The organism is Hydrogenophilus thiooxidans (assembly GCF_019049855.1).
GTDB classification, from domain to species: domain Bacteria; phylum Pseudomonadota; class Gammaproteobacteria; order Burkholderiales; family Rhodocyclaceae; genus Hydrogenophilus; species Hydrogenophilus thiooxidans.
In genome coordinates this window covers 23,697-50,540 of the sequence record NZ_JAHLSY010000015.1, presented here as the reverse complement: position 1 = coordinate 50,540, position 26,844 = coordinate 23,697, and the positions used below count along the sequence as shown (strand labels likewise).

Genomic DNA, 26,844 nt, shown 5'->3' with positions numbered 1-26,844 from the left:
GAGTGGCTCGCCGAACCGGAACAGAAGCCGCTGCGCTTCAGTCTCACCCGGTGGTTACTGCGGCTGTTGCGGCGTAAAATGGAGAAAGGCACGGTCGAGATTCCTGACGTCTCGGACTTACTGGAGGTCGATACGATGTTGGCCGAACGCATCGAGAGTTGGACCAGGGAGTGGTGGGAACAGGGGTTGCAGCAGGGATTGCAGCAGGGATTGCAGCAGGGATTGCAGCAGGGATTGCAACAAGGCGAGGAGAAGGGTTTCTACCTCGGCGAGCTGCAAACTTTGCAGAGACTGCTCACCAAACGCTTCGGGCCGCTGCCGGAAGCGATGCAGGTGCGCCTGAGCACCGCGAGCCGGGAAGAGATCGAGCGGTGGCTCGATCGGGTGCTCGACGCGCAAACACTTGATGAGGTGTTCGGTTAGGAATCATTACGCACAGAGAAAGCTGCCGGATCCGGTGCGCGCGACGGTCGATTCGCTCAGGACGCTGCTCTGGTGCCATCCCAACCGATGAGCGTCGGCTCGGGTTGTAGCATGACGCCAAACCGCGCCGCCACCGCCTCCTGAATCCGGCGCATCAGCCGCAGCAGGTCGGTACCGGTGCCGTCCCCCAAATTGACCAAGACAAGCGCGTGCCGCGTATCGACCGCAACGCCCCCCATTTGCGCCCCCTTCAAACCGGCTTGTTCGATCAACCAGGCGGCAGGCACTTTCCACCGCCCGTCGGCAAGGGGGAACCCGGGCACTTCGGGCGCGCATTCGCGCAACCGCTGCCATTCGTCCGCGGTGAGGATGGGGTTGAGGAAGAAGCTCCCAGCATTGCCGCTCACTTTGGGGTCTGGCAGTTTCGCGGCCCGTACCGCCACCACCGCATCATGCACCGCACGCACCGCAGCATCCGGCGGTAAGTCCGCGAGCTCGATGCCCTGCGCGGTGAGCCAGCGTTGCAAATCGGGATAGTGGGGCCGCAACGCCGCACGCTTGGGAAGCGCAAAGCGCACCGACCGGATCACCCAGTCACGCGCCGCGCCGGTTTTGAACCAACTGCTGCGATAGCCAAACGCCAACTCGGAGGCGGCCACAGTCCGCGTCTCACCGCTCACACGGTGCCAGATCGTCACCGCGGCGATTCGCTCTCCTACCTCCAAGCCATAGGCACCGATATTCTGCACCGGCGCAGCGCCCACGGTCCCCGGAATCGCGGCAAGGTTCTCGAGTCCCCCCCAGCCGCGCGCCAGGAGCGCCGCAACGAACGGCGCCCACGGTTCCCCTGCCTTAGCCTCAATCACCCGCTCATGAGCCGTTTCCGCAACCACTTGCCAGCCGCGCGTTGCGATCCGCACCACGCGTCCCGGGAAATCGGCGACGAAGAGCACGTTACTGCCCTGCCCCACGATCACTTCGGGCATCGGTACGGCTTGGCGATGCGCCCGCCACGCCGCCCAATCGGCGTCGCGTTCGATCACTACCAATTCCGTTGCGCGCGCGGGAAGGCGAAAGGTGTGCCACTTGCGCAGATCGACGTCGCGTTCGATCCTCATCGCAGAGCGTTTCCAGCCATCATTTACAGCTAGGGGACTTTCGCACCGGAAGGGTTGGCACGACCGGTTGTGCGCCCCTCTGTACGGTAACCGGCCGCCAGCGGTCGAAGCACCAGTGGTAGAACGCCGCATACCCAGCGTACGCAAGGGCAAGGCCCAGGTCCGCGACCGCCGCTTCCCACCATCCCCACCCGGTCCAGAGCACGATCACTGGCCAGGTAATGAGAAAAAGCGTCACCTCGAAACCGAGCGCGTGCGCAACGCGCCACCGCCACGGGCGCAGATGGGCCGGGCGGTTTGCCCAACGCGCTTCGCAGCGGTCAAAGAGCGTGTTATAGCCCGCTTGCCACGCGGTTGCGATCAGGGAAAGCAGCACGAGCAGTCCAACCGATTCGCCCCACCCTTCGCCCGTTGCCCAGCGGTAAATGGGTGTGACGAGCAGCAACCCACCCAACTCGAAGAGACCGACTTGAAGGCTGCGTTCGCGCCACGAGCGGAGCGGAACGGATCGCGGTTTCGTCATTTTCCCAAGACGACCCGTTCCAGTTCGGTAAGACCGCTGATTACGCGCATCGAATGCAGTTCATATTCGCCGTGGAGCAGGCGACGCGCCGCACGCATATCGCCTGCTTGCCAGTAGCGAACCACTTGCGCCGCAGTCCGGTGAAACGCGGCGTGTTCGGCAAGAAGCTCCTGAAACAGCGGCAAATCTCCGTAGTAGCGCTTGCCATGGTTGTGCAGCCACTGCCCCAGATCGCACACATTGTCCACTTCGATCCGCTCGACCGGGGGAGGAACCTCTTCTCCACGCAGCACGCGGTTGATTCGCTCGCGCCAGGCGCGGTGCGCCGCACGCCACTTTTCGAAATCGAGATCCTCTTCGCGCAGCCCTGAGATGTCGCGACCGCGAAAAAAAGCCAAATTGCGCAACCAATCAAAAAGCCCCATCTGCCACCTCCATCGGCGCTCACCACCACCCGCACCAACGGTATTGTACCGAAAGGATCGATGCCGATGTCGGGTAAACCCCACTCGCATCGTTGCTGCGCGCGCGATAACATTGCACCGGTAGTGGCGAAGCGAGAACGAACCATGGCGCTGCTGGAATTGGAAAACCTCGTGATGGCGTTTGGCGGCTTTCGTGCCGTCGACGGCGTCTCGCTCAAGGTCGAACCGGGCACGATCACCGGCCTCATCGGCCCCAACGGGGCAGGCAAAACGACCCTCTTCAACGTGATCGCCGGTGCCTATCAGCCCACCGCGGGCCGCATCCGCTTCGACGGTGAAGAGATCACCCGGCTGCGGACCGACGAACGCTTTCACCGCGGGTTGGTGCGCACGTTCCAAATCCCGCACGAATTCCCCCGCCTCACCGTGCTGGAGAACCTCATGGTCGTCCCGCCGAAGCAACCGGGCGAACAACTGTGGGCGAACTGGTTCACCCCAGGGGAAGTGGCGCGTACCGAAGCCGAAGTGCGGCAAAAAGCGATCGACGTGCTGGCGTTCTTGGAACTCACCCACGTGATGAACGAACGCGCAGGCAACCTCTCCGGTGGGCAGAAGAAATTGCTGGAGCTGGGGCGGACGATGATGACCAACGCCAAGCTCGTGCTCCTCGACGAACCCGCGGCCGGAGTGAACCGCACGCTCCTGCGTAAGCTGGAAGAGAAGATCCAGATCCTCAACCGCGAATGGAACTACACCTTCATCCTGATCGAACACGACATGGAGATGATCGAAAAACTGTGCGATCCGGTCATCTGTATGGCCGAAGGCAAGGTGTTGATCGAAGGGGATTTCGCAACAGTGCGCAACGACCCGCGGGTGCTCGAAGCCTATCTGGGTGAAACCGTTCATCCCGAAGTCGAAGCGGCGATCGCCGAGATTGAAGAACTCGAGATCGAGGAGGGGAACGCATGAACCCGGTCCTCGTGATGCATCAGGTGCGTGGTGGCTATGGTGACGCCGACATTCTCCACGGCGTCTCTCTTACCGTAAACCCGAAAGAGATCGTGGTGATCGTCGGGCCGAACGGCGCCGGGAAATCCACCGCTATGAAAGCGGTTTTCGGTCTGGTGAAGATCCGCGACGGCGCGATCCTCTTCGAAGGGGAAGAGATCACCGGTTGGAAACCGGACGCGATCGTGCGCCGCGGTATCTCCTACGTTCCGCAGGTCAAGAACGTCTTTGCCGAAATGACCGTACACGAAAACCTGGAGATGGGGGCGTTCCTTGCGAAATCGGTCAAAGCAGAGGCGTTCGAGCGCATCTACACGCTCTTCCCCGACCTCAAAGCGAAACGCAACGCGCTCGCTGGAAGCCTCTCTGGCGGGCAGCGCCAGATGGTGGCGATGGGGCGCGCGTTGATGCTCAACCCGCGGCTGCTGCTGCTTGACGAACCCACCGCGGGGCTTTCGCCGAAATACATGGAACAGATCTTTCAGATCTGCCGCGACGTGCGCGACACCGGCGTGGCGATCCTACTGGTCGAACAGCACGCGAAACAAGCGTTGGCGTTTTGCGATCGCGGCTACGTGCTCGCCACTGGGAGCAACCGCCACGAAGGGGCCGGTCAAGAACTCCTCAACGACCCGGAGATCGCCCAGATGTTCTTGGGCGGATAAAACAAAGGGATTACGCGCATGAGTGGATTGGAACTGATCAATTTCTACGTGATCCCCGGGTTGATCTCGGGGAGCATCTACGCGTTGGGTGCGATCGGGATCACCCTGATCTTCGGTATCTTGCGCTACGCCCACTTCGCCCACGGCGACATGGCCACGTTGGGCGCTTACGTCGCGTTGGGGCTGGTGGGGTCGCTCGCGCTCTCGCCGTGGGTGGCGTTGCCGATCGCGATGGCGATCACCGCGCTCGTCGCGGTGGTACTCGACCGCGTTTTCTATCGTCACCTCGAAACCCGGCCCAAGATCCTCACGGTGATGGCCTCGCTGGGGGTCGCGCTGATGCTGCGCTCCGTCGTCCAAGTGGTCTGGGGCGTCGATCCACAGGTCTATTCGACGGGGATCGTGCGCGCCGAATCGTACGGCGGATTGATGCTACGCTCCCGCGAACTGATCACCTTTGCCACCGCGACCGGGCTCGTGCTCTTCCTGATGGCGTTCCTGCGTTATACCCGTTGGGGGAAAGCGATGCGCGCGATGTCGGACAACCCGGAACTGGCGCGCCTCTGTGGCGTGAACAACGAAGCGGTGACCCGCCTCACCTGGGTGATCGCGGGGGCGCTTGCCGCCGCAGCCGGGTTTTTCCTGGGGATCAACACCGAACTCAACACGATGATGGGTTGGTCGGCACTTTTGGCGATGTTCGCCGCCGCGATCCTGGGGGGCGTCGGGCGCGTCGAAGGTGCCGTGGTAGGTGGCCTCGTGATCGGGTTGGTCGAAGAACTTTCGGTACTGGTGCTCCCCAGCCAATACAAAATGGCCACCGCGTTCGTGATCCTCATCCTGATCCTCTTGGTTCGTCCGCAAGGGATCTTCAAAGGGAAGGTGCTCTGAGATGGATACACTGGGACTGCTCAATTACGCGATCTTCATGGGGGTGCTGATCGGCATCTACGCGCTCCTTTCGCTCGGCCTCAACGTCCAGTGGGGGTACGCCGGGCTCTTCAACGCCGGGGTGGCGGGCTTTTTCGCGGTGGGCGCCTATCTCTCGGCGCTCTTTACCGCGCCGCCGGTGCCCGACCGCATCATGGGCTGGGAGCTCCCCACGGGGGTCGGCTGGTTTGCTGCGATGGCCGCCGCTGCGCTCATCGCGTGGCCAATCGGCAAAGTGACTTTGCGTTTTCGCTCGGACTACCTAGCGATTGCCACCATCGGGGTTGCGGAGATCATCCGCCTGGTGTTGCGTACCGAAGATCTGCTATCGGGCGGCGTCCGCGGCATCACCGGCATTCCTCGCCCCTTCGGCGACCTTCCCTACGAATGGTCGCAACTGGCTTATCTGGGGCTCACCTGGGGAATGGTAGTGGTGATCTACTGGGCGTTGGAACGGCAACTTGCCGCGCCGTGGGGCCGGATGATGCGCGCGATCCGCGAAAACGAACTCGCAGCCGCTGCGATGGGGAAAAACGTCGAAGCGCGGCGGCTCGAAGCCTTCATCCTGGGTGCTGCGATCATGGGACTGGCAGGTGCCGTCTATGTCCATTTCATGCGCGCGATCACGCCCGAGGCGATCGACCCGATGATGGTGACCTTTCTGGTCTGGATCATGCTGATCCTGGGCGGGTCGGGCAACAACCGTGGCGCGATCCTGGGCGCGGTGATCATCTGGGTGATCTGGTCGAGCTCCGAACTCCTCACCGACCGCCTGCCTGCGGAGATCGCTACCCAGGCGAAATATATCCGTGTCTTCGTGATCGGCTTGATGCTGCAACTGGTGTTGCGCTGGCGCCCCGAAGGGCTCTTGCCGGAGGGCACCCACGTGCGGCGTTCGAGTTGAGAGCGACGCGTAGGGAGCGCCTGCGAACGGCGATGGCGCGTTGGGGGCGACCACGCCAAGGCAGCGAAGATGCAGCACCCGCGATCGCTGTTACAATCATACGGCTGTTTGCGTTTTTCCACGTCACAAGGAGGACCACACCATGACATACCGTTCCCAACTCGTTGCTTCACTCGCTGCCGCGGGGCTCATCGCAACTTCGAGCGCCGCGTTTGCCGAAGCCAAGGTCGCGCTCATGGGCGGGATCACCGGCCCGATCGCCGGGATGGCGCCGGCGATGATCGCGTCGATGAAATTGGCCCTCGATCAGGCCAACGCCGCGGGGCTTGCGATCGGCAAGATCACCTACCAGGAGTTCGACTGCGGTTGCAACCCGCAAGTGGCCACCGACGCCGCGACCAAAGCGGTGAACGTCTTCGGCGCCGACGCCGCAGTTGGCCCCGCCTGCTCCGGCGCGCTCCTTGCCGCGGTGAACTCGGTCACCATCCCCGCGGGCGTACTGGTCGTTTCGCCCTCTGCCACCTCGCCCAAGATCACCGACCTCGACGACAAAGACCTGGTCTTCCGCACGGTGCCATCGGACGACTTCCAAGGGCGGGCGCTTGCGCGTACGCTCCTCGAGCGCGGGGTGAAGAAGGTAGCGGTCGCCTACATCAACAACGACTACGGCAAGGGTCTGGCCGAAGCGTTCAAAGCCGAATTCGAAGCCAAAGGGGGCACCATCACCCAATTCCGCGGCCACGAAGACAAGAAAGCGTCGTACCGTTCCGACCTCGCCGAACTCGCCAAAGGGGGCGCCGATACCTTGGTGCTCTTCGACTATGGCAACGCGTCGGGGATGACGATCCTGCGGCAAGCGATCGAAAACGGCTTCTTCAAGCAGTTCGTCGGTGCCGACGGGATGCGCGACGAAAACCTCATCAAGACGCTCGGCGAAGCCAACCTGAAGCACTTCTTCGTCTCCGCACCGGTGGGCGAAGCGGGCGCGGCGTTCGAAAAATTCGCCGAAGCGGCGCGCAAAGCGGGTCTCGATCCGAACGCCACCTTTGCCGCCACGAGCTACGACGCCGCGGCGCTCGTTGCGCTGGCGCTCGAAGCGGCAAAAGGGGACAAAGCGAAACTGCCGCAAGCGCTGCGTGCGGTCGCCACCGCTCCGGGTGAGCGAATCTATCCGGGCGAATGGGAAAAAGCGAAGCAGCTCCTTGCCGAAGGCAAAGAGATCGACTACAAAGGGGCTTCGGGCGACCACGAATTCGACGCCAAAGGGGATGTTCCGGGCAGCTACGCCTTCTTCAAGGTCGAAGGGGGTACCTACAAAGAAGTGCAGAAGATGAAATAAGCGCGTGTTGGTCGTCGCCACGGCAACGCGTGCCGTGTGCGACCCTCCCAACCGTGCTGCGCGACCGCCCCTCGGGGCGGTTTTTTTACGGCGATTTTTAACGGCCGCTTTGGTGGCCGATTTGCTGCAGCGTTACGCGAACACCTGCCGATGCTCGCGCGTCGCGCGGAATTCCACCTCAGGATATTTTTCCTGAGTCAGCTCCAGGTTGTAGCGACTCGGCGCCAGATAGACCAGGTTGCCATCGACGTCGCGCCCCAAGCGCAGCGCCTGTTCGCGCACGAACCGGTTTTTCGTTGCGTCGTCGGGAAAAAGGAGCCAACGGACGGTGTAAATCTCCACCGGCTCGAAGAGCGCTTCCACCTGATATTCGGTCTTGAGCCGCTCGGCAACGATCTCGAACTGCAACGCACCCACCGCGCCCAGGATCAACTGCCCCCCTTCGCGTTCGAAGACCTGGATCGCCCCCTCTTCGCCCAACTCTTTGAGCCCTTTGTGGAGCTGCTTCGCGCGCAGCGGGTCTTTGAGCCGCGCGGCGCGGAAGAGCTCGGGCGCAAAGTAGGGGATCCCGGTGAATTGCAGCAGCTCTCCTTCGGTGAGCGTGTCGCCGATCTGCAACTGCCCATGGTTGGGAATACCGATGATGTCCCCCGGGTAGGCCTCCTCTTCTACGTTGCGGCGATTCGCCAGGAACGTCACCGCGTTCGCCAGCCGCATCTCCCGTCCCAACCGAGTATGGAACGCCTTCATGCCGTTGGTGTAGCGCCCCGAACAGACGCGCAAGAACGCCATGCGGTCGCGGTGTTTCGGGTCGAGGTTCGCTTGGATCTTGAAGACGAAACCGGTGAATTTGGGCTCGTTCGGGTGAACGGTGCGCGCACCGGCGTCGCGCGGCTGCGGCGGCGGCGCCCACGCCGCCAACGCGTCGAGCACGTCCTGCACGCCGAAATTATTGACCGCGGAGCCGAAAAAGACTGGGGTTTGACGCCCCGTGAGGAACTCCCCGAGCGCAAACGGCGGCAACGCCTCGCGCGCCAACGCCACGTCTTCGCGCAATTTCGTCACTTCGTCCGGGAAACGTTCATCCAGGAGCGGATTGTGTAAGCCAACGATCGTCTCCAATTCGACCCGCCGTTCCGTTCCCGGCGCAAAACAGAACATACGGTCTTCCAAAAGATGAAAGACACCGCGGAAATGCTTGCCCATCCCCATCGGCCAGGTGACCGGCGCACAGGAGATCTGCAAAATGTCTTCGATTTCAGCGATCAAATCGAAGCCGTCGCGCACCTCGCGGTCGAGCTTGTTGATGAAGGTGATGATCGGGGTATTGCGCAACCGGCACACTTCAAGCAGTTTGATCGTCTGCGCCTCGACCCCCTTGGCGGCGTCGATCACCATCACCGCAGCATCCACCGCGGTGAGCACACGGTAGGTATCTTCGGAAAAGTCCTGGTGCCCCGGGGTGTCCAACAGGTTGAAGACGCAGTCTTCGTATTCGAACTGCATTACCGACGTGGTCACCGAAATCCCGCGCTGCTGCTCGACCGCCATCCAGTCCGACGTCGCGTGCCGGGCTGCTTTTCGCGCCTTGATCGCACCGGCGATCTGGATCGCGCCACCGAAGAGCAGCAGCTTTTCGGTGAGCGTCGTCTTCCCGGCGTCCGGGTGGGCGATGATCGCAAAGGTACGACGGCGGGCGATTTCGCGCGCAAACGGTTCCATCGTGCGTTCCCACGGTAAAAGCGCGATTCTACCTGCTTGCCCCGGCGTGCGTTGCCAAAGCATGGGCGATTTGCTACGATGCAGCGCCACACCCGTTGGTAACAAATTCTCGCTGGAACCCCTATGTTCTTTGCCGCCGAAAACCGCCTTAACCCCACCACACGCAGCATCACGCAGCGCTCTGAAGCGCACGGTGCATTGGCGCTCTGGCTGGTGCGTTGACCCGATGGTGCGCACCGGCCTCGACCGTCTCGTCACCGAACCCGAATGGGCGCAGCGCCTTTCGGGGCGGCGGGTGATGCTGCTGACCCACCCCGCCGCGGTGACGGGACCGGCTGCACCGTTTCCGCCGCTCACCCATGCCGCGACCGCGCTCGCCCAATGGCTCCCCACGGTCGGGGCGCGCCTGACTGCCCTCTTCGGCCCGCAGCACGGGGTGCGCGGCGACAAGCAAGACAACATGGTCTTCTCCGCCGACGAAATCGACCCGCACCTGGGCATCCCCGCGTTCAGCCTCTACGGCGAACGGCTCAAACCCACCCCGGAGCAGCTTGCGCACGGCGACCTCTTGCTCGTCGACCTGCAAGACGTCGGCTGTCGCGTCTATACCTACCTCACTACGCTACGCTACGTGCTCGAAGCCGCCGCGGCGGTTGAGCTGGAAGTGTGGGTGCTCGACCGCCCCAACCCCATCGGCCGCTGGGTCGAAGGCCTCTGCACCGAACCGGGGTGGGAGAGCTTCGTCGCAGCAGGCAGTTGCCCGATGCGCCACGGCCTCACGTTGGGCGAAGCGGCGCATTGGTTCGTCGCCACCCGGGCGCTCGACCTGCCACTCACGGTCGTCGCGCTGGCGGGGTGGGACCCGGACGCCGCGCCCGGCTACGGCTGGCCGCTTGTGACCCACGTCTGGATCCCACCCAGCCCCAACGCCCCCACGCCGTGGATGGCGCGCTGCTACCCGGGCACGGTGATGGTCGAAGGCACCACCCTCTCGGAAGGACGGGGCACGACGCGACCGCTCGAATGTTTTGGCGCGCCGTGGCTCGATCCGGAGCGGCTGCTTGCCGAAATGGCGCGGCTCGCGCCCGAATGGCTCGCTGGCTGCGTCCTGCGCCCGATCTGGTTCGAGCCCACCTTTCACAAACACGCTGGCGAGCGATGCGGCGGCGTGATGATCCACACCGAACCGCCCGTTTTCGACCCAGCGCGCTTCCGTCCGTGGCGGCTCATCGCGCTCGCGTTCAAAGCAATCCACCACCTCTGGCCCGACGCGCCGCTATGGCGCGCCTTTGCGTACGAATTCGAAACCGAACGGTTGGCGATCGACCTCATCAACGGCGGACCGCGGCTGCGCGAATGGGTCGAGGACCCAAGCGCCACCCCTGCCGACCTCGACGCGCTTGCCGCCGAAGAGGAAGCACGCTGGCGTGCGGAAAGGGGGGCGTGGCAAACTCCAAACCGACAATTCCCCTGTTCAGCCTGAGGTCGATGGCTGCACAGGCAACCGATGCATGGCTAAACCGATGCATGGCTATAATGGGAGCTGTTTCGTAACCCTGGGCCTCTCTCGGTGATTTGTGAAGCGCGTCGCGCGTTCCTCTGCCGCTCTGCCGCGTGGGCGGTCATGCCGCTCGTCGCCGGTTGTTCGTCCGCACCACCGCTGAAAGTGGCGGCATGGACCTTTCCGGCCTACGACCTGTTGCGCTGGCGCGTCGCAGACAATGCTGCGATCCGCTGGATCCCGACCGCAGGCGACTCGGAAACCACGTTCCTCCTCCGCTTTCACCGCGCTGATGTGGCGCTACTTACGCTCGACCTGGCGCTGCGCGAAGCGGCACTCGGCACCCCGCTCACGGTGATCGGGTTGCTCGACGTCTCCCACGGCGTCGACATGGTGCTCGTCCGGGAAGGATTCACCACGCCGGAGCGCTTCGCCTCGGCACGCATTGCGGTGGCGCACACCGGTGTCGGCGCCGTCACCTACGCGTTGGCGCGCCAGGCGCTGGGCCTACCGCTCTCCTGGGAAAACACAGTCGCGATTCCGGTTGCCGAGCAAATTGCCGCGTGGCAAGCAGGGCAGATCGACGCCGCGGTCACCTTCGAACCGTTCGCCAACCGACTCCGCGCGTTGGGCGCCGTCCCGCTCATCGATTCGAGCCGCCTACCGCCGCTGATTCTCGACGTGATCGTGGCGCGCAGTGACGTGCTCGATGCCTTGGCATCGTCACTCAAAACATTGACCACTGCGTGGTTTTCGGCGCTGGATGCCTGGCGCCACCATCCCGACGAAACCGCACACGCGCTCGCCCCCTACCTTGGCGTTGAACCCGGTGCCGTTCCCGCTCTCTTTTCCGGGGTGCACCTGCTCGATTGCGCCGCGAACCAAGAAAAGCTCCGCACCGGATTACACGCCGAGCAAACTGCGATATGGTCGATCTTGACCGCGGCCGGGTTCCCACTCCCGCCGGAACAACCACCACTGCCCACCTCTGTTGCGGTGCTTCCCCCGTGTTCCGAAAGTCCCAGATGATGCTTGAGCAACCCCCTACTTCCACCGCGGTACCGCGGCAACGCTTGAGCGCCCAATTGGAAGCAGCGCTCGTGCAGTTCGTGGTGTGGGTAGTCAGCGTCGCCCTCTGGGTGGGCTGGGTATTCTGGTTTGCTGCTGCAAAGGCTCGAGAAGAAGGCGAAGCGTACCTGCTCGACGAGTTGGCACAAATCGTTCGTTTGGCGGAAACCCTCTGGCCCGCACGACGCGATCTGCTCCGCCAGGAGCTGCAACGGCACTTGGCGCACGACGGTGACCGAGCGGCGGCGATTCTCGATGGCGCAGGAACGATTCTCGTTGCCCATGATCCCCGCTGGGCGGGCCACCCCCTCACCCAAGCGCACCCCCCGCTCGCTCCGCTCTGGGAACGGTTTCGTACGCAAAGATCGCCCTATTGGATCACCCGCTCTGGCGCGGACAACTTGATTGCGTTCGCCCGTTGGGCGCAACCGCCTACTACCGAGCAAGCAGCGGGAGAGGGTACGGTCGTGCTCATCTACGACCTCACGCCCCGCATGGTTGCCGCGCGCAACACCGCCCTAGCGGAAGGGATGCCGCTCCTGTTCGCGTTCTTACTCCTTTTCGCCGCCACCGGCGTTTGGGCGCAGCGCCACATTCTCCACCCACTCAAGCAGCTCACGCACGCGCTTGCCGAAACCGACCCTTCAGCGCCCCAAGCGCACGAACGGTTCGCTCAGATCGCCGCGCTACCCCAACCCCGCGAATATAGCGAACTGGCAGTGCATATCGCGCGTGCCTATGCCCAAATTGCCGCACAGCACAGCGAGCTTCGCTTGCTTGCCCGTGCCCTCGAAGCCAGTCCAGCGGCCATCATAATCACCGACACCCAGGCCAACCTGATTTGGTGTAACCCAGCGTTCACCCAGATCACCGGATACGCGTTCGACGAAGTCCGCGGCAAGCATGTGCGTTTTCAACAATCGGGACAAACCGCTGATGCGGTCTACCGCTCTTTATGGGATACGCTCGCGCGTGGCGAAACCTGGCAAGGTGAATTGATCAACCGCCGCAAGAACGGCGAAACCTACATCGCAGCGGCGGTGATCACACCGGTGCGCGACGACACCGGCACAACCACCCACTATATCGGGATCGAATTCGATGCCACGCGCGAAAAGGCCCTGGCCGAACGGATCGCTTTCGCCGAATCGCACGATCTGCTGACCGAACTGCTGAACCGCAGCGCGTTTACCGAATCGGTCGCGCACCAACTCAAACGGTGCCACCAATCGCCCGAAAGGGAGGCGGGTTTGTTGGTCGCGATCGACCTCAAAGGGTTTCGCCGCTTCAACGACCGCTACGGCAGCGCGGCGGGCGATGCGCTGCTCAAAGCGGCGGCACGCGCCCTCACTCGATGCACCCCCCAACTTTTCGACCAGGAATCTGTGGTCGCGCGGTTGGGCGCAGACGAGTTCGCACTCCTCGTTCCGCTCATGCGACCGCGTGCGACCGCGCCCACCTCCGATTGGGCCGAAACCGCCGCGACCGCACGGTTGGCGCAACTGCGGGCGTGCCTTCCCAACGAACTGGTGCTGCCCGAGCCGCGCGCGCCCAACTGGCCCAACCAAACCCCGGTGGTGTGGCGTTTAGGTGCCGTGTGTCTCACTGCAGCATTCACCAGCGCGAGCGACACGATCGCCGCGGCGTCGTTGGCGCTCGCGCGCGCAAAGCGCGACGATCTGCCCTTTGCCTGGTACGACGCCCAAGACGCGCAACAGTTCATGCGCCAGATGGCGATCCTGGAGGCGCTGCAACGTGCGCTCACCACCCCCGACGCGCCCGGTCTCGCGCTGGTCTGGCAACCGCAACTCAAAAACGGCGTCACGCTGGCAGGGGCAGAAGCGCTCGTCCGTTTCCACCATCCTGAACTGGGGCCGATTTCGCCCGCCGAGTTCATTCCGCTTGCCGAGCAGAGTGAGCTCATCGTCACTTTGGGCAACTGGGTGCTGCGGGAAGCCACGCGGCAAGCCGCGGCGTGGCAACGCGAGCGCGGTTTTACCGGAACGATCTCGGTCAATCTCTCGCCACGTCAGCTCGTCTCAGGCGATTTCCCGCCGCAGTTGGCTGCGGCGCTTGCCGAAAGCGGATGGCCGGGCAGCCGCTTGACGCTCGAAATCACCGAAAACATCTTGATCAGCGCGCCGGAACAGGCCATCGCGCAGATGCGCACCCTCACCCGCGAATACGCGGTGCAATGGGCGATCGACGACTTCGGTACCGGCTATTCGTCGCTTGCCTACCTCAACGATCTGCCGGTGCATGAACTCAAGATCGACCAGCGCTTCATCCGCCGCTTGGGCGAACACCCCGAAGGACTCCGGCTCGTGCGCGCGATCGTCTCGATTGCCGAAACCTTTGAGCTGCGCGTCGTCGCCGAAGGGGTCGAGGACGACGCCTGTGCCGCGGCGCTCGCCCCGTTCCCCTCGCTTCTGCATCAAGGGTGGCGTTACGGCCGCCCTGCTCCGGCTGCCGAATTCGCCACAACCTGGCTTGCCGGGCGCGACGCGACCAAGCGGTAAAAGAGCGGCGCCCAGAAGATCGCCAAAAAGGTTGCGGCAACCATCCCCCCAACCACACCGGTGCCGACCGCGTGGCGGCTCGCAGCCCCCGCACCGCTGGAGAGCGCAAGTGGCACCGCCGCAAGGATGAAGGTAAGCGACGTCATCAGAATCGGCCGCAGCCGCAACCGCGCCGCCTCGACCACCGCAGCAAGCCGCGACTGCCCTTGCGCTTCGCGCTGGCGCGCGAATTCGGCGATCAGGATCGCGTTCTTCGCCGATAGACCGATCATCACGATCAAGCCCACCTTGAAAAAGACGTCGTTAGGAAGCCCCCGCCACAACGCCGCGCTGGCGGCGCCCAACACGCCAAACGGCACCACGAGAAGGATCGCCGCAGGCGTGCGCCAACTCTCATAAAGCGCCGCAAGCGCCAGATAGACCACCACCACCGCAACGACGAAAAGGAGCGGCGCTTGCGCACCGGCTAACTGCTCTTCGTATGAGGTGGTCGCCCAGGCAAAGTCGTAGCCAGCGGGCAACACCGCGCGCGCCAATGCAGCGATCGCCGCCATCGCCTCGCCCGAAGAGACGCCGGGGGCTGCCTGCCCGCCGATCTTCACCGACGGCACTCCGTTGAACCGATCGAGCCGCGGCGGAGCGGTTTCCCACTGCGCCGAGGCGATCGCCGCCAGCGTCGTCACCTGCCCTTGCTGCCCCATGATCGGGAGCTGCAACACCGTTTCGGGCGCTGCGGGCCACGATGGCGCGGCGCTCATCTGCACCCGCCGCACACGCCCGTCCATGAGAAAGTCCCCCAGGTACGCGGTGCCGAGCGTCATCGCCAACGTCTCGTTGAGCGTCTGTTGGTCGATCCCGTAGACCGCCGCCCGCTCGCGATCGATCGCCAAACGCACCGCAGGCGCCGGTTCCTGCCCTTCCGGGCGCACGCCGAAGAGCCGCGGGTCTTGCGCTGCCGCGGCAAGCAGCCGGTTGCGCACGTCCAACAGACCGGCGCGCTCCGTGCCGGTGCGGTCCAACAACCGGAAATCGAAACCGCCCACCGCACCGAGTTCGGGAATGGGTGGCGGGTTGACGGCAACAATGAGCGCGTCGGGTAGCCGCGGCGCCAGTTCGCGGTAGGTACGGGCAACGAGCGCCTGCGCGCTCTGGCTCGCCTCGGGCCGTTCGTCCCAATGTTTGAGCGGCACGAACGCAATCGCGGTATTTTGCCCGCGCCCGAAGAAAGAGAAGCCGAGCACCCCGACCACCCGCGCCACCTCGGGCTGCGCCAGGTAAAAGCGTTCGACTTCGCTCAACACCGCTTCGGTGCGTTCGCGCGTGGCGCCAGCGGGCAATTGGACCACCGCGATGATATACCCTTGGTCTTCGTCGGGCAGAAACGCTGTCGGCAACTTCACGAAGAGCCACCCCGCCGCAGCGACGATCGCGCCATAAAGAAGGAGCCAGCGCACCGGCCGCACCACGATCGCCGCGGTGGCAACGCCAAAGCGGTCGCGCAACCAGAAGAAGAAGCGGTCGAAGGCGCGCGGCTGGTGGCGCTTCGGCGCGCGCAGGAACGTTGCGGCAAGCGCCGGGGCGAGCGACAACGCCAGAAACGCCGAAAAGACCATCGTCGCGATCAGAGTGACCGCGAACTGGCGGTAGATCACCCCCACCGACCCCCCGAAAAAGAGGAGCGGCGCGAACACCGCAACGAGCGCTGCGGAAACGCCGATCACCGCACCGGAGATCTCACGCATCGCCACCACCGTCGCTTCGCGCGGCGACAACCCCTCTTCGACCAGATGGCGTTCGACGTTTTCCACCACGATGATCGCATCGTCGACCAAGATCCCGATCGCGAGCACCATCGCAAAGAGCGTGAGCACGTTGATCGAATAGCCAAGCAGCCAGAGCACCGCCGCGGCGCCGGCAAGCGCCACCGGCACCGTCACCATCGGGATCAACGTCGCCCGCAGGTTGCCCAAAAAGAGCCACATCACCAGGAACACCAGCACCACCGCCTCGACGAGCGTCTTCACCACCTCACGGATCGAGATCTCGACGAAGCGGCTGGTGTCGTACGGCACCTCCCACTGGACGCCCGGCGGCAGGAAGGGCTCGAGTTCGCGCATCCGCGCTTTCACCGCGTTCGCCACCTCCAGCGCATTGGCACCCGGCGCGGTGCGGATCCCGATCGCGGCGTTCGGCGCCTGATTGAGCCGCGCCACCACGTCGTAACTGTCGGCGCCGAGCTCGACCTGTGCGACATCACCCAACCGCACCTGCGCGCCGTTCGGTTCGGCGCGGACGATGATCTGGCGAAACGCCTCCGGCGTGGTCAGTTTCCCCTGTGCGGTGAGGATCGCGTTGATCTGCTGCCCCGGCACCGCAGGCAGTTGGCCGATTTCGCCCAACGCCAGATCGACGTTCTGCGCGCGGATCGCGTTCGCCACCGCTGAGGGCGTCAACCCGAACGAACGGAGCCGGTCGGGGTCGAGCCAGATCCGCATCGCGTATTCGGTCCCGAAGAGCACCGCTTCTCCAACGCCTGGGACACGCCGGATCGGATCGAGGATCTGCGCCGCGACAATCGAACCGAGGTCGACGGCCGAAAAGCCGCCTTGCGGCGCATTCACCGCGACGATCATCAACCAGTTGCGCTGCGGTTTGGTCACGGTCACCCCCCGCGCCTTCACCTCGTCGGGCAAGCGCGCTTCGACCCGACGGTAGCGGTTCTGCGCTTCGACACTCGCCAATTCCGGATCGGTGCCGGTTTCGAAGGTGAGGGTGAGCGTCCCCCGCCCCAGTTCGGCGCTCGACTCCATGTAAAGGAGCCCTTCGATCCCGTTCATCTCCTGTTCGAGCACCTTGAGGACGTTGTCTTCCACGGCCTTGGCGGACGCCCCCGGGTAGGTCACGGTAAACGCCACCTGCGGCGGCGCCACCGCCGGGTATTGCGCCACCGGCAAATTGACGAGCGCCAACGCCCCGGCAAGCGTGATCAAGAGCGCGATAACCGCGGCGAAGACGGGACGGTCGACGAAATAGCGCGCCATCGTTTCACTCCTGCACCGTCACCGGCCCACCCGGCGGCCGCAGCCGCGCCTGGCCGGAAACCACCACCGCTTCGCCCCCGTTCAGGCCCGAAGCAACGACGACGTTCTCCCCCGAAAATCCACCCAGCGTTACCGGTTGCAGCCGCGCTTGCCCGTCGGCAACTACCCAGACGAAGAGCCCGGCGCTATTGGAAACCAGCGCGCGTTGCGGTACCACCACCGCTTCGCGCTCCGCAACCGGCACCCGGACCTTCACGAACATCCCAGGCAACCACCGTCGATCGGGATTGGGAAACGCCACTTTCGACGTCACCGTCCCGGTTGCCGGGTCGACCGCAGCATCCGAAACGATCCATTCGCCCATCGCGACCACCGCATCGTCGATCACCAAGCGGGGGGGCGGCAGATGCGCGAGCGTGCGCCGCGCCAACCACTGCGCCTGCGGTTCGGTAATCAACGCATGGATCGGGTCGAGCACCTCGATCGTCGTGAGCAGCGTCGCCTCCCCGTGGCCGACGAGCGCCCCCTCGGTCACCAGTGCGCGTCCCGCCCGTCCGGCGATCGGCGCGGGCACTTTGGCGTATTCGAGATTGAGCGCCGCTTGGGTCTTTTGCGCCTCGGCGGCCGCCAGATTGGCGCGCGCCACGTCGAGCGTCTGGGGCGAAGCAAACCCTTGGCGCACCAGCGTCTCTTGCCGCTTCAGCTCGGCTTGTCGCTGCGCAACGAGCGCTTCGGCTGCCTGGAGCGCAGCACGGTAGGGGCGATCGTCGAGCGCAAAGAGGGTCTCTCCGGCCCGCACCTCGCTCCCTTCGCGGTAGCGTTGCGCTTCGACGATCCCTTCCACCCGCGCGCGCACTTCGGCTTTGCGGCTCGCGGCAAGCCGCCCCGGAACGTCGCTTTCGACCACGACCGTTTCGCGAACCGCGCGCGCCACGACCACCCTAGGTAGCGGTTGCCCCCCTTGACTTGCCGGCGCCGACGACGTTGCCGGCGCTTGCTGCGCCTTCGCCGCTCCCCACCCCAACGCCAGCGCGGCGGCAAACCCCACCACCACCCACCCGGGTACGAACGATCGGTTGCGCGATTGCACACGCTGCGCATCGGCTACCCCGTTTGGCCGAACCACGCTGCTCTTCCTCTCTTCGCTCATCGGCTGCACGCTCCCAGGTTGGCTTTGCGGTGAGAGTATCAGAAAAAATGACCGGAAAGTCAATTGATCGGCGCTTGCGCTCACCCGCCCCTCGCGCTACCATTGCTGCGATCCCAAAGTTGCGACAGGAACCCGCGATGAACGAAGAAAAACGCAAAGCGCTACAGGCGGCGCTCGCTCAGATCGAACGGCAGTACGGCAAAGGGGCGGTGATGAGCCTGGGGCAAGACCGCGTCGAACGCAACATCGAAGCGATCTCCACCGGCTCGTTGGGGCTCGACATTGCGCTCGGAATCGGCGGTTTGCCGCGCGGCCGCGTGATCGAGATCTACGGCCCCGAGTCTTCGGGCAAGACCACCTTGACGTTGCACGTGATCGCCGAAGCCCAAAAGCTGGGCGGTGTGGCGGCGTTCATCGACGCCGAGCACGCGCTCGATGTGCAGTACGCGAAGAAACTGGGTGTGCAGATCGACGAACTCTTGGTGTCGCAGCCCGACACCGGTGAGCAGGCGCTCGAGATCGCCGACATGCTGGTCCGCTCCGGCGGCGTCGATGTGATCGTGATCGACTCGGTTGCCGCGCTCACCCCGAAAGCGGAGATCGAAGGCGAGATGGGCGACGCCCTTCCTGGGCTACAGGCGCGCCTCATGAGCCAGGCGCTGCGCAAACTCACCGCAAGCATCGCCCGCACCAATACGATGGTGATCTTCATCAACCAGATCCGGATGAAGATCGGTGTGATGTTTGGCAACCCCGAAACCACCACCGGAGGCAACGCGCTCAAATTCTACGCAAGCGTGCGCCTGGACATCCGCAAAACCGGCACGATCAAAAAGGGCGACGAAGCGCTGGGATCGGAGACCCGCGTCAAAGTGGTGAAAAACAAAGTGGCCCCGCCCTTCAAAGAGGCGAGCTTCGACATCCTCTACGGCGAGGGGATTTCGCGCGAAGGGGAGATCATCGACCTCGGCGTGCAATACAAAATCGTCGACAAAACCGGCGCGTGGTATGCATACGAAGGACAGCGGCTAGGGCAAGGCAAAGACAACGTCCGCGAATTCCTGAAACAAAACCCGGCGCTGGCGCGGGAGATCGAAAACCGCATCCGCGCCGCGGTCGGGCTGCCCCCGTTGCCTGCGCCAGACGCTCTGCCACAAGGGAGCACGGCTCCCCAGGATGGTGCAGCAGCCGAACCCAGTGATGCGACGGCGACCTGAACGGATGCCGCCCGCTTTCGCCACTCGTGACCCAGCGGCATGAGCCCCGTTCGTTCCGCCTCCGCACACACGAGCGCGTCACCGTGGTCGATCGCGCTACGCCTTCTTGCCCGCCGCGAATACACGCGTGCCGAACTCGCGGCGGCGCTCGCGCGGCGCGGGATAGCGGAGAAGACCGTAGCGGAACTGCTGGAACGCGCCGAACGGCACGGTTTTTTGAGCGACCGGCGCGCCGCGTCGCTCCATGCCCGACGGCTTGCCGAACGGCAAGGCAACCGCGCGATTGCCTACCGGCTCCACGCCCGTGGGGTGAGCGACGCGGACGTCGCGCAGGCGCTCGCTGAAACCGAAGCCGAACTGGGTGACGAGCGCGAACGCGCCGCTGCGGTCTGGCGCAAGAAATTCGGATCCCCGCCCACGACCCCGCAGGCGTGGCAGAAGCAAGCCCGCTTTCTGGCAGCGCGCGGCTTTTCGTGGGAGACGATTCGCGCGCTCCTCTCCGACCCGCCCGAAGAGGTGGCGCTGCCACCGGATGTCTGAAACCATGTCGCTCTTGATCGTCGAAAACCTGCGCAAGCGTTTCGGCGCACGCGCCGTCGTCGATGGGGTCTCTTTGACCGTCGCGCCCGGCGAGATCGTCGGCTTGCTGGGACCGAACGGCGCGGGCAAAACCACCTGCTTCTACCTCATCGTCGGGCTCATTCGCGCTGACGAAGGGCGCATCCAGCTCTCGGAGCACGACATCACCCACCTGCCCATCCACCGCCGCGCCCGCTACGGGCTCGCTTACCTACCACAAGAGGCGAGCATCTTCCGTCAACTCTCCGTTCGGGAGAACATCCGTGCGGTACTGGAATTGCACGGCGTTCCCGCGCCGCAGCGCGCCCAGCGGGAAATGGCGCTCCTCGAAGAGCTGGGGATCGCCCACCTGGCCGATCAACCCAGTGTGGCCCTCTCCGGTGGCGAACGGCGACGGCTCGAAATCGCGCGCGCGCTCGCCACCGACCCGCGGCTCATCCTCCTCGACGAACCTTTCGCCGGAGTCGACCCGATCGCGGTCCTCGAAATCCAACGGATCATCCGCTTCCTGCAAAGCCGAGGTGTGGCGGTGCTCATCACCGACCACAACGTGCGCGAAACGCTCGGGATCTGTGACCGCGCGTCGATCCTCGCCGACGGCCAAGTGATCGCCTCCGGAACCCCGCACGAGATCGTTGCCCACAGCGAAGTCCGCCGCGTCTATCTCGGCGAACAGTTCCGCCTATGAAAACGCTAGGCACGGGGCTTGCCCTCAAACCACAAACGTCGCTCACCCTCTCGCCGCAACTGCAGCAGTCGCTGCACCTCCTCACCCTACCTGCTGCGGAACTCCGCCAGGCGATCGAAGAAGCGCTCGAGCAGAATCCGTTCCTGATCCGCGCCGACGAGTGGGACGAACTCGCCGCAACCGGCAGCGCCGCAACCGGCAGCGCCGCAACCGGCAGCGCCGCAACCGGCAGCGCCGAACCCCCCCCAGCCGGTGCCGCAGAGGCGCCAGATGCCGACCACGTCGAAGCCACCACCCCAGGCGCCGAAGCGAACGAATCCGTACCCGATCACACCCCATACGACGCCTACTGGGAAGGGGTCACCCCGGGAATCGCCCCGGAAGACGAGCCGTTCGACCCTTACCGAACCGCCGTCGCGCCCGAGGGGCTCACCGAACACCTCACCGCCCAAGCCGAACTCACGCTTCTTCCCGAAACGGTACGGCAACACGTCCTGCTGTTGATCGAGGCGCTCGACGACAACGGCTACCTCTGCGCGCCGCTGGCGGAAATCGCCCAATGGGTCGATCCCCCCGCCGATACCGAAACCCTGGAAGTCGCGCTCAAAGTATTGCAGCGCTTCGACCCCACAGGGGTCGGTGCGCGCTCACTCAGCGAATGTCTCTTACTGCAACTGGCAGAACGCCCGGCGTCACCCGAACGCACCCTCGCCGAGCGCCTCGTGCGCGACGCACTTGAACTCTTGGCCAAACGCGACTACGCCGGGTTACGCAAAACCCTGGGCTGCAGCGAAGCGGAACTCAAAGCGGCGATCGCGCTCGTCGAATCGCTCGACCCCAAACCGGGGCGCCGATTCAGCACCGAAACGGCGCCAACCGTCATACCCGACCTGATCGTCACCCCAGAGGGAGATCGTTTTCGCGTCGACCTCAACCCGGCGGCGTATCCGCGCGTGGTCGTCTCGCCGCTCTATCAAGCGTCGATCGGGCGCAAGAGCCCGGAAGCGTGGCGGGCGCGACTCATCGAAGCGAAGCAGTTCGTCAAACAGCTCCACCAGCGCGCTTTCACTTTGCTGCGCGTCGGGCAGACGATCGTCGACCACCAGGCCGATTTCTTCCGCTACGGCGAACGCGCCTTGCAGCCGCTCACCCTCAAAACCGTGGCTGAGGCGCTCACGCTGCACGAATCGACCATTTCCCGTGTCGTCGCCGGCAAATACCTGCTCGCTCCGAACGGCCTCTTCGAACTCAAAACCTTTTTCAGCGCAGCGCTCGCCACCGACGACGGCGACGCCACCTCGGCCGCCGCGATCAAAAGCCGGATTCGCGCACTGATTGCCGCCGAAGACCCCCATCGCCCCCTTTCCGATACCGCGATCGCCGATCGACTCGCTGCCGAAGGCATTGTGATTGCCCGCCGAACCGTGGCAAAATACCGCGATTCACTTTCGATTCCGCCAGCGAAATTGCGAAAAAGGCTCTAATACCACTTCAGGAGAACCGTTCCATGAACCTCAACATCACGGGTCGTCACGTCGAAGTCACCGAAGCGCTCGAACAATACGCCCGCGAAAAGCTCGAGCATGTCATCCGCCACTTCGACCACGTCACCAGCTGCCATGTCATCTTGTCGGTTGAAAAGAACGAACAAAAAGCGGAGTGCACGCTACACGTCAAAGGCAAGGACATCCACGCGCACGCGGTCGGCGCCGACCTCTACGCCGCGATCGATGCGATGATCGACAAACTCGACCGGCAAGTACGCAAGCACAAAGAGATCGTTACCAACCACCACAACGGCCCGGCGGCGCCCGATGCCGAATGACGACGACAATGGATCTGCTTGCATCGCTCATCGCTACCGCACAGGTACGGCTCGATGTCGACGCATCGAGCAAAAAGCGGGTGTTGGAAAAGGTTGCCGAAGCGTTCGCGGAACAAGGGTGTGACGCAGGTAAGCTCTTTTCCGCGCTGATCGAACGCGAACGGCTCGGCTCGACGGGGCTCGGAGAAGGCATCGCGATCCCTCATGCCCGGGTTCCGGGGCTAACCGAACCGCGCATCGCGATCCTGCGTTTGGCGCAACCGGTAGACTTCGACGCGGTCGACAACCAGCCGGTCACGATCGTCGTCGCGCTCCTCGTGCCGGAACAAGCCACCGAAACGCACCTGGAAATCCTCTCGGAGCTCGCCGAGCGGCTCAGTCGTCCAGAGGTGCGCGAAGCGATCCTTTCGGCCGAAACCCCAGAAGCGTTGCGCGCCGCGTTTCGCGCGTAAGGAGCGCCGCGATGGCCGTGCGCGAAACCACCGTCGCGGCGCTCGTTGCGGCGTTAGCAGAGCCGCTTGCGCTCGTGCACCGCTGTGGGGACCTCACGCGCACGGTGCGTGTCACCGACACCCACATCTGGCCGGCCGACCTCGTCGGCCACCTGAACCTGATCCACCCCGAACGCCTGCAAGTGGTCGGCTCGGCCGAACTCGCGTGGTCCGCGAAGCAACCCAACGAAAAAATCCGCTACGTCCTCTCCGAAATCACCGCGGCGCGCCCGCCCGCGATCATCGTCGCCGACGGCTGCACCGTCCCCGGCGTACTCGAAGAGCTCTGCCGCGACCACGCGATCGCGCTCTTGACCTCGCCGCGTCCTGCCGCCGAAGTGATCGACCGCTTCCGCTTGAAGATCGCGCGCATGCTGGCGGAGCGGACGATTTTGCACGGCGTGCTGATGGACGTGCTCGGCGTCGGGGTATTGATCACCGGTGAAGCGGGCACGGGCAAATCGGAACTGGCACTGGAACTGGTCACGCGCGGCCACGGGCTGGTTGCCGACGACGCGGTGGAAGTGGCCCGCATCTCCCCCTACGAACTCGAAGGGCGCTGCCCGGAACTGCTGCAAAACTACCTCGAAGTCCGGGGACTGGGACTCCTTGACATCCGCACCATCTTCGGCGAAACCGCGGTACGGCGCAAGATGCGCCTGCGCCTCATCACCCACCTCAAGCGCCTCAGCCCGGAAACCACCCCGTTGCCACGGCTGCAAATGGAAGAAGAGCGACAAGAGATCCTTGGCGTTGCGATCCCCCGCGTCACCCTGCCCGTTGCGCCGGGACGCAACATGGCTGTGCTCCTGGAAGCTGCGGTACGCAATTTTGTCCTCAAACTGCGCGGAATCGATTCCACCCAAGAATTCCTCGACCGCCACGAAAAACTGCTCGAACAAGAGGCACAACGATGTCTGACGCCACCCACTACCTGAAACGGATCCTCACCGCGCGTGTCTACGAAGTCGCCCGCGAAACCCCGCTGCAGTTCGCACCGACCTTGAGCCGCCGCACCGGCAATCAGGTGTGGATCAAACGCGAAGACCTGCAACCGGTCTTCAGCTTCAAACTGCGCGGTGCCTACAACAAGATCGTCCATCTCTCCGAAGAACAACTCGACCGTGGCGTGATCTGCGCCAGCGCCGGCAACCATGCGCAAGGCGTGGCATTGTCGGCCAAAACCATCGGTGAGCGGCGCGGCAAACCGGTGCGCGCGGTGATCGTAATGCCCACCACCACCCCGCTCATCAAAGTCGAAGCGGTCCGCGCGCGGGGTGGAGAAGCGGTGCTCGCAGGCGAATCGTACTCCGACGCCTACGCCTACGCGCTGCGGCTTGCCGAAGAAGAACAACTCACGTTCGTGCATCCGTTCGACGACCCTGACGTCATCGCTGGCCAAGGGACCATCGGCATGGAGCTCTTGCGGCAGCACCCGGAGCCGTTACACGCCGTCTTCTGTGGCGTGGGCGGCGGCGGCCTGATCGCTGGCGTTGCCGCCTACCTCAAAGCGCTGCGCCCCGACATTCGCGTGATCGGCGTCGAAGCGGAAGACGCCGACGCGATGACCCGCTCCCTTGCCGCGGGCGAACGGATCGCGATGGAGCAGGTCGGCCTCTTCGCTGACGGCGCTGCGGTCAAGCAGGTGGGTGAAGAGACCTTCCGCCTCTGCCGCCAATATGTCGATGAGATGGTGGTCGTCTCCAACGACGAAATCTGCGCCGCGATCAAAGACGTGTTCGAAGAGACGCGCGCGATCCTCGAACCGGCTGGCGCACTCGCGGTCGCCGGGCTCAAAGCGTGGGCACGCACCCACCAGGTCACCGGCCAAACCCTCATTGCGGTCGCCTCTGGCGCGAACATGAACTTCGACCGCCTGCGCTTCGTCGCCGAACGGGCCGAACTGGGTGAACAGCGCGAAGCGGTGTTGGCGGTGACCATTCCGGAGCGGCCGGGCTCGTTCAAAGCCTTCATCCAGCTCCTTGGGCACCGCAACATCACCGAATTCAACTACCGCTTCGCCGACCCGAACGAAGCACACATCTTCGTCGGCGTCACCATCCACAACCGCGACGAAGTGGCAACCCTGATCCAACAACTCGAAGCCGCAGGGCTACGCGCGCTCGACCTCACCGACAACGAACTGGCGAAGACCCACGTCCGCTATATGGTGGGTGGCCGCGCCCCCCACATCCGCAACGAGCGCCTCTATCGTTTCGTCTTCCCCGAGCGTCCCGGCGCGCTGATGAAATTCCTCTCCGAATTGCGCGCCGACTGGAACATCAGCCTGTTCCACTACCGCAACCACGGCTCCGATTACGGCCGGGTGCTGGCGGGAATGCAGGTCCCACCTGAAGAAGAGGCCGAATTCCGCGCGTTCCTCGACCGCCTAGGCTACGAATGGGAAGAAGAGACCCACAACCCGGCGTACGCGCTCTTTTTGGCGGCGGGGTGAAGCCAATCATGCGGTTCTCCCATCCTCGCATCCGCACGGCCGTTGCCAAACTCATCGCCCATCTACCTTTCAACAGCCTGCGCTGCTGGGGCTATCGCCTTTGCTTGGGATACACGATCGAACAGGCGACCATTGGCTGGGGAACCGTCATTGCCGTCGACCAAGCTAAGCTCATCAGATGTGCCATCGGATCGAGAAACCGCTTCATCGGTCCGATGCACATCGAAATAGGCGAGCACGCATCGATTGGCCCCAACAATACGTTTGAATGCGGTTGGTGGACAGCGGCGAGGGAAACCACATACGAACGCCGACTGCGCATCGAACCCCATACCTTGATCACCAGCCACCATTTCTTCGATATCGCCGGCGTTTTCCGCTTGGGGGCCCATTCTTGGATCGCGGGAAGAGGCTCGCAATTCTGGGCGCACGGTTTGGGGGTGCGTGACCGGAATATCACCATCGGTCGCCACTGTTATATCGGTTCGGCTGTCCGCTTTGCCCCAGGAAGCGCCGTTGGTGACTTTACTATCGTCGGCTTGGGCAGCATCGTCACACGAAAATTCACCGAAACCCATGTACTCATCGCGGGCAACCCCGCAACAGTCCTCAAATCGCTGAGCGAAACGCACTTCAGTCATCCAGCCTTGCAACCGTCAAATACCTGAATACACCACCCCGGCGTCGCTCACCACCACATCCATCGCCACATCGTGCGCCTCTGGGGCGAGCGACGCCACCTCTGCCGCCGCAAACCCCACCCCCACCGCGATCCCCTGCCACCCCTCGGCACGCCACGCCGCGAGCGTCCGATCATAAAACCCGCCGCCGTACCCCAACCGGTAGCCTTGGCGATCAAACGCCACAAGCGGCGCAAACACCACCTCGGGCCGTACCGTTTCGGCGGAAGCGGGGGTCGGAATCCCGTAGCAATCGTCGATCATCGGCACCCCCTCGTGCCACGGTCGAAAAAGAAGCGGCGAATGGGGCGCAACGGCCGCGGGGAGCGCCCGCCATGGCCAGTCAGCAAAGAGCGAACGCAGATCGGGCTCCCCTTTCATCGGCCAATAGAGTCCCACCCAAACGGGCGACTCCGCTAGCCTGGCACGGAAGTCATGCCACCAGCGGCCAAGATGCGCGAGTAGCCTCCCGTTCAACGCCGCCCACTCGTGGGGCGCAAGCCCTCGCCGCCAGGCCAACATGCGCCGCCGCAACGCCTGCCGAACGCTTGGATCAGGTACAATCAAAAG

24 protein-coding genes and 1 pseudogene are annotated in these 26,844 nt (G+C 64.1%); 18 read left to right on the top strand and 7 right to left on the bottom strand.

What is annotated here, in order from left to right; genetic code table 11:
* Positions 1–423 (top strand): annotated as a pseudogene (locus KUL93_RS08215) (DUF4351 domain-containing protein); the annotation flags it as partial.
* A gap of 56 nt (positions 424–479) precedes the next feature.
* On the opposite strand, the gene murB reads toward KUL93_RS08215, so the two are convergent.
* From murB to KUL93_RS08200, 3 genes are read right to left on the bottom strand one after another with little or no spacing between them, the layout of a single operon-like run.
* Positions 480–1,541 carry a UDP-N-acetylmuramate dehydrogenase gene (gene murB / locus KUL93_RS08210; protein ID WP_217126582.1) on the bottom strand — a complete coding sequence of 354 codons (1,062 nt, stop codon included), beginning with the start codon at positions 1,539–1,541 and terminating at the stop codon, positions 480–482.
* Positions 1,542–1,560: 19 nt separating this feature from the next.
* On the bottom strand, positions 1,561–2,064 hold the full coding sequence (locus KUL93_RS08205; protein ID WP_217126581.1) for a PACE efflux transporter: 504 nt from the start codon (positions 2,062–2,064) through the stop codon (positions 1,561–1,563).
* Positions 2,061–2,489 carry a CZB domain-containing protein gene (locus tag KUL93_RS08200; protein ID WP_217126580.1) on the bottom strand — a complete coding sequence of 143 codons (429 nt, stop codon included), beginning with the start codon at positions 2,487–2,489 and terminating at the stop codon, positions 2,061–2,063. Before KUL93_RS08200 ends, KUL93_RS08205 begins: the two co-directional genes overlap by 4 nt.
* 150 nt (positions 2,490–2,639) lie before the next feature.
* Here KUL93_RS08200 and KUL93_RS08195 point away from each other — a divergent pair, with 150 nt between their 5' ends.
* The 5 genes from KUL93_RS08195 (at position 2,640) to KUL93_RS08175 (ending at position 7,338) form a co-directional block, all read left to right on the top strand.
* Positions 2,640–3,461, top strand: coding sequence for an ATP-binding cassette domain-containing protein (locus tag KUL93_RS08195; protein WP_119336008.1), 822 nt, complete (start codon positions 2,640–2,642; stop codon positions 3,459–3,461).
* Positions 3,458–4,165 carry an ABC transporter ATP-binding protein gene (locus KUL93_RS08190; protein ID WP_217126579.1) on the top strand — a complete coding sequence of 236 codons (708 nt, stop codon included), beginning with the start codon at positions 3,458–3,460 and terminating at the stop codon, positions 4,163–4,165. Before KUL93_RS08195 ends, KUL93_RS08190 begins: the two co-directional genes overlap by 4 nt.
* Before the next feature lie 18 nt (positions 4,166–4,183).
* Positions 4,184–5,056, top strand: a complete 873-nt coding sequence (locus KUL93_RS08185) for a branched-chain amino acid ABC transporter permease (RefSeq protein ID WP_217126578.1) — start codon at positions 4,184–4,186, stop codon at positions 5,054–5,056.
* A 1-nt stretch (position 5,057) separates the two neighbouring features.
* Positions 5,058–5,999, top strand: a complete 942-nt coding sequence (locus KUL93_RS08180; RefSeq protein ID WP_217126577.1) for a branched-chain amino acid ABC transporter permease — start codon at positions 5,058–5,060, stop codon at positions 5,997–5,999.
* 142 nt (positions 6,000–6,141) lie between these two features.
* Positions 6,142–7,338 (top strand): ABC transporter substrate-binding protein, encoded by a 1,197-nt coding sequence (locus tag KUL93_RS08175; RefSeq protein ID WP_217126576.1) that lies wholly within the window; start codon positions 6,142–6,144, stop codon positions 7,336–7,338.
* Between the two features lie 132 nt (positions 7,339–7,470).
* Here the strand turns inward: KUL93_RS08175 and KUL93_RS08170 are convergent, their stop codons facing one another.
* Positions 7,471–9,060, bottom strand: a complete 1,590-nt coding sequence (locus tag KUL93_RS08170; protein WP_119334269.1) for a peptide chain release factor 3 — start codon at positions 9,058–9,060, stop codon at positions 7,471–7,473.
* A 226-nt stretch (positions 9,061–9,286) separates the two neighbouring features.
* Between KUL93_RS08170 and KUL93_RS08165 the strand changes: the two genes are divergently transcribed.
* The 3 genes from KUL93_RS08165 to KUL93_RS11490 all read left to right on the top strand — a co-directional run bounded on the left by KUL93_RS08165 (position 9,287) and on the right by KUL93_RS11490 (position 14,148).
* Positions 9,287–10,543 (top strand): exo-beta-N-acetylmuramidase NamZ family protein, encoded by a 1,257-nt coding sequence (locus KUL93_RS08165; RefSeq protein WP_217126575.1) that lies wholly within the window; start codon positions 9,287–9,289, stop codon positions 10,541–10,543.
* Between the two features lie 87 nt (positions 10,544–10,630).
* Positions 10,631–11,590 (top strand): ABC transporter substrate-binding protein, encoded by a 960-nt coding sequence (locus KUL93_RS08160; RefSeq protein WP_217126574.1) that lies wholly within the window; start codon positions 10,631–10,633, stop codon positions 11,588–11,590.
* The gene (locus KUL93_RS11490) at positions 11,587–14,148 is read left to right on the top strand and encodes a putative bifunctional diguanylate cyclase/phosphodiesterase (RefSeq protein WP_249419373.1); all 2,562 of its coding nucleotides are present in this window, start codon (positions 11,587–11,589) and stop codon (positions 14,146–14,148) included. The genes KUL93_RS08160 and KUL93_RS11490 overlap by 4 nt, the downstream gene beginning before the upstream one ends.
* Here KUL93_RS11490 and KUL93_RS08145 read toward each other — a convergent pair.
* Together KUL93_RS08145 and KUL93_RS08140 are read right to left on the bottom strand one after the other, a co-directional pair.
* The gene (locus KUL93_RS08145) at positions 14,076–17,189 is read right to left on the bottom strand and encodes a multidrug efflux RND transporter permease subunit (protein ID WP_249419372.1); all 3,114 of its coding nucleotides are present in this window, start codon (positions 17,187–17,189) and stop codon (positions 14,076–14,078) included. The genes KUL93_RS11490 and KUL93_RS08145 overlap by 73 nt on opposite strands.
* A gap of 4 nt (positions 17,190–17,193) precedes the next feature.
* A complete protein-coding gene (locus KUL93_RS08140; RefSeq protein ID WP_217126573.1) occupies positions 17,194–18,339 on the bottom strand; it encodes an efflux RND transporter periplasmic adaptor subunit in 1,146 nt (381 codons plus the stop codon).
* A gap of 137 nt (positions 18,340–18,476) precedes the next feature.
* Between KUL93_RS08140 and recA the strand changes: the two genes are divergently transcribed.
* The 9 genes from recA to KUL93_RS08095 are packed head-to-tail and all read left to right on the top strand — an operon-like array spanning position 18,477 to position 26,262.
* Entirely contained in the window at positions 18,477–19,556 is a 1,080-nt protein-coding gene (gene recA, locus KUL93_RS08135; RefSeq protein ID WP_249419371.1) for a recombinase RecA, read from the top strand.
* A gap of 39 nt (positions 19,557–19,595) precedes the next feature.
* Positions 19,596–20,096, top strand: coding sequence for a regulatory protein RecX (locus tag KUL93_RS08130; protein ID WP_217126571.1), 501 nt, complete (start codon positions 19,596–19,598; stop codon positions 20,094–20,096).
* A 4-nt stretch (positions 20,097–20,100) separates the two neighbouring features.
* Positions 20,101–20,823, top strand: coding sequence for an LPS export ABC transporter ATP-binding protein (lptB, locus tag KUL93_RS08125; protein WP_283249601.1), 723 nt, complete (start codon positions 20,101–20,103; stop codon positions 20,821–20,823).
* On the top strand, positions 20,820–22,307 hold the full coding sequence (gene rpoN / locus KUL93_RS08120) for an RNA polymerase factor sigma-54 (RefSeq protein ID WP_217126569.1): 1,488 nt from the start codon (positions 20,820–20,822) through the stop codon (positions 22,305–22,307). The genes lptB and rpoN overlap by 4 nt, the downstream gene beginning before the upstream one ends.
* Positions 22,308–22,330: 23 nt before the next feature.
* Positions 22,331–22,648 carry a ribosome hibernation-promoting factor, HPF/YfiA family gene (gene hpf, locus KUL93_RS08115; RefSeq protein ID WP_119334260.1) on the top strand — a complete coding sequence of 106 codons (318 nt, stop codon included), beginning with the start codon at positions 22,331–22,333 and terminating at the stop codon, positions 22,646–22,648.
* Complete coding sequence (locus KUL93_RS08110; protein ID WP_217126568.1) at positions 22,645–23,100, top strand: PTS sugar transporter subunit IIA; 456 nt, start codon at positions 22,645–22,647, stop codon at positions 23,098–23,100. The genes hpf and KUL93_RS08110 overlap by 4 nt, the downstream gene beginning before the upstream one ends.
* Before the next feature lie 17 nt (positions 23,101–23,117).
* Complete coding sequence (gene hprK, locus KUL93_RS08105) at positions 23,118–24,077, top strand: HPr(Ser) kinase/phosphatase (RefSeq protein WP_346731675.1); 960 nt, start codon at positions 23,118–23,120, stop codon at positions 24,075–24,077.
* The gene (ilvA, locus tag KUL93_RS08100; RefSeq protein WP_217126566.1) at positions 24,053–25,594 is read left to right on the top strand and encodes a threonine ammonia-lyase, biosynthetic; all 1,542 of its coding nucleotides are present in this window, start codon (positions 24,053–24,055) and stop codon (positions 25,592–25,594) included. The genes hprK and ilvA overlap by 25 nt, the downstream gene beginning before the upstream one ends.
* An 8-nt stretch (positions 25,595–25,602) precedes the next feature.
* A complete protein-coding gene (locus KUL93_RS08095; protein WP_217126565.1) occupies positions 25,603–26,262 on the top strand; it encodes an acyltransferase in 660 nt (219 codons plus the stop codon).
* On the opposite strand, the gene KUL93_RS08090 is transcribed toward KUL93_RS08095, so the two are convergent.
* Positions 26,251–26,841 (bottom strand): 5-formyltetrahydrofolate cyclo-ligase, encoded by a 591-nt coding sequence (locus tag KUL93_RS08090; protein ID WP_217126564.1) that lies wholly within the window; start codon positions 26,839–26,841, stop codon positions 26,251–26,253. The genes KUL93_RS08095 and KUL93_RS08090 overlap by 12 nt on opposite strands.
* Positions 26,842–26,844: the final 3 nt, after the last annotated feature.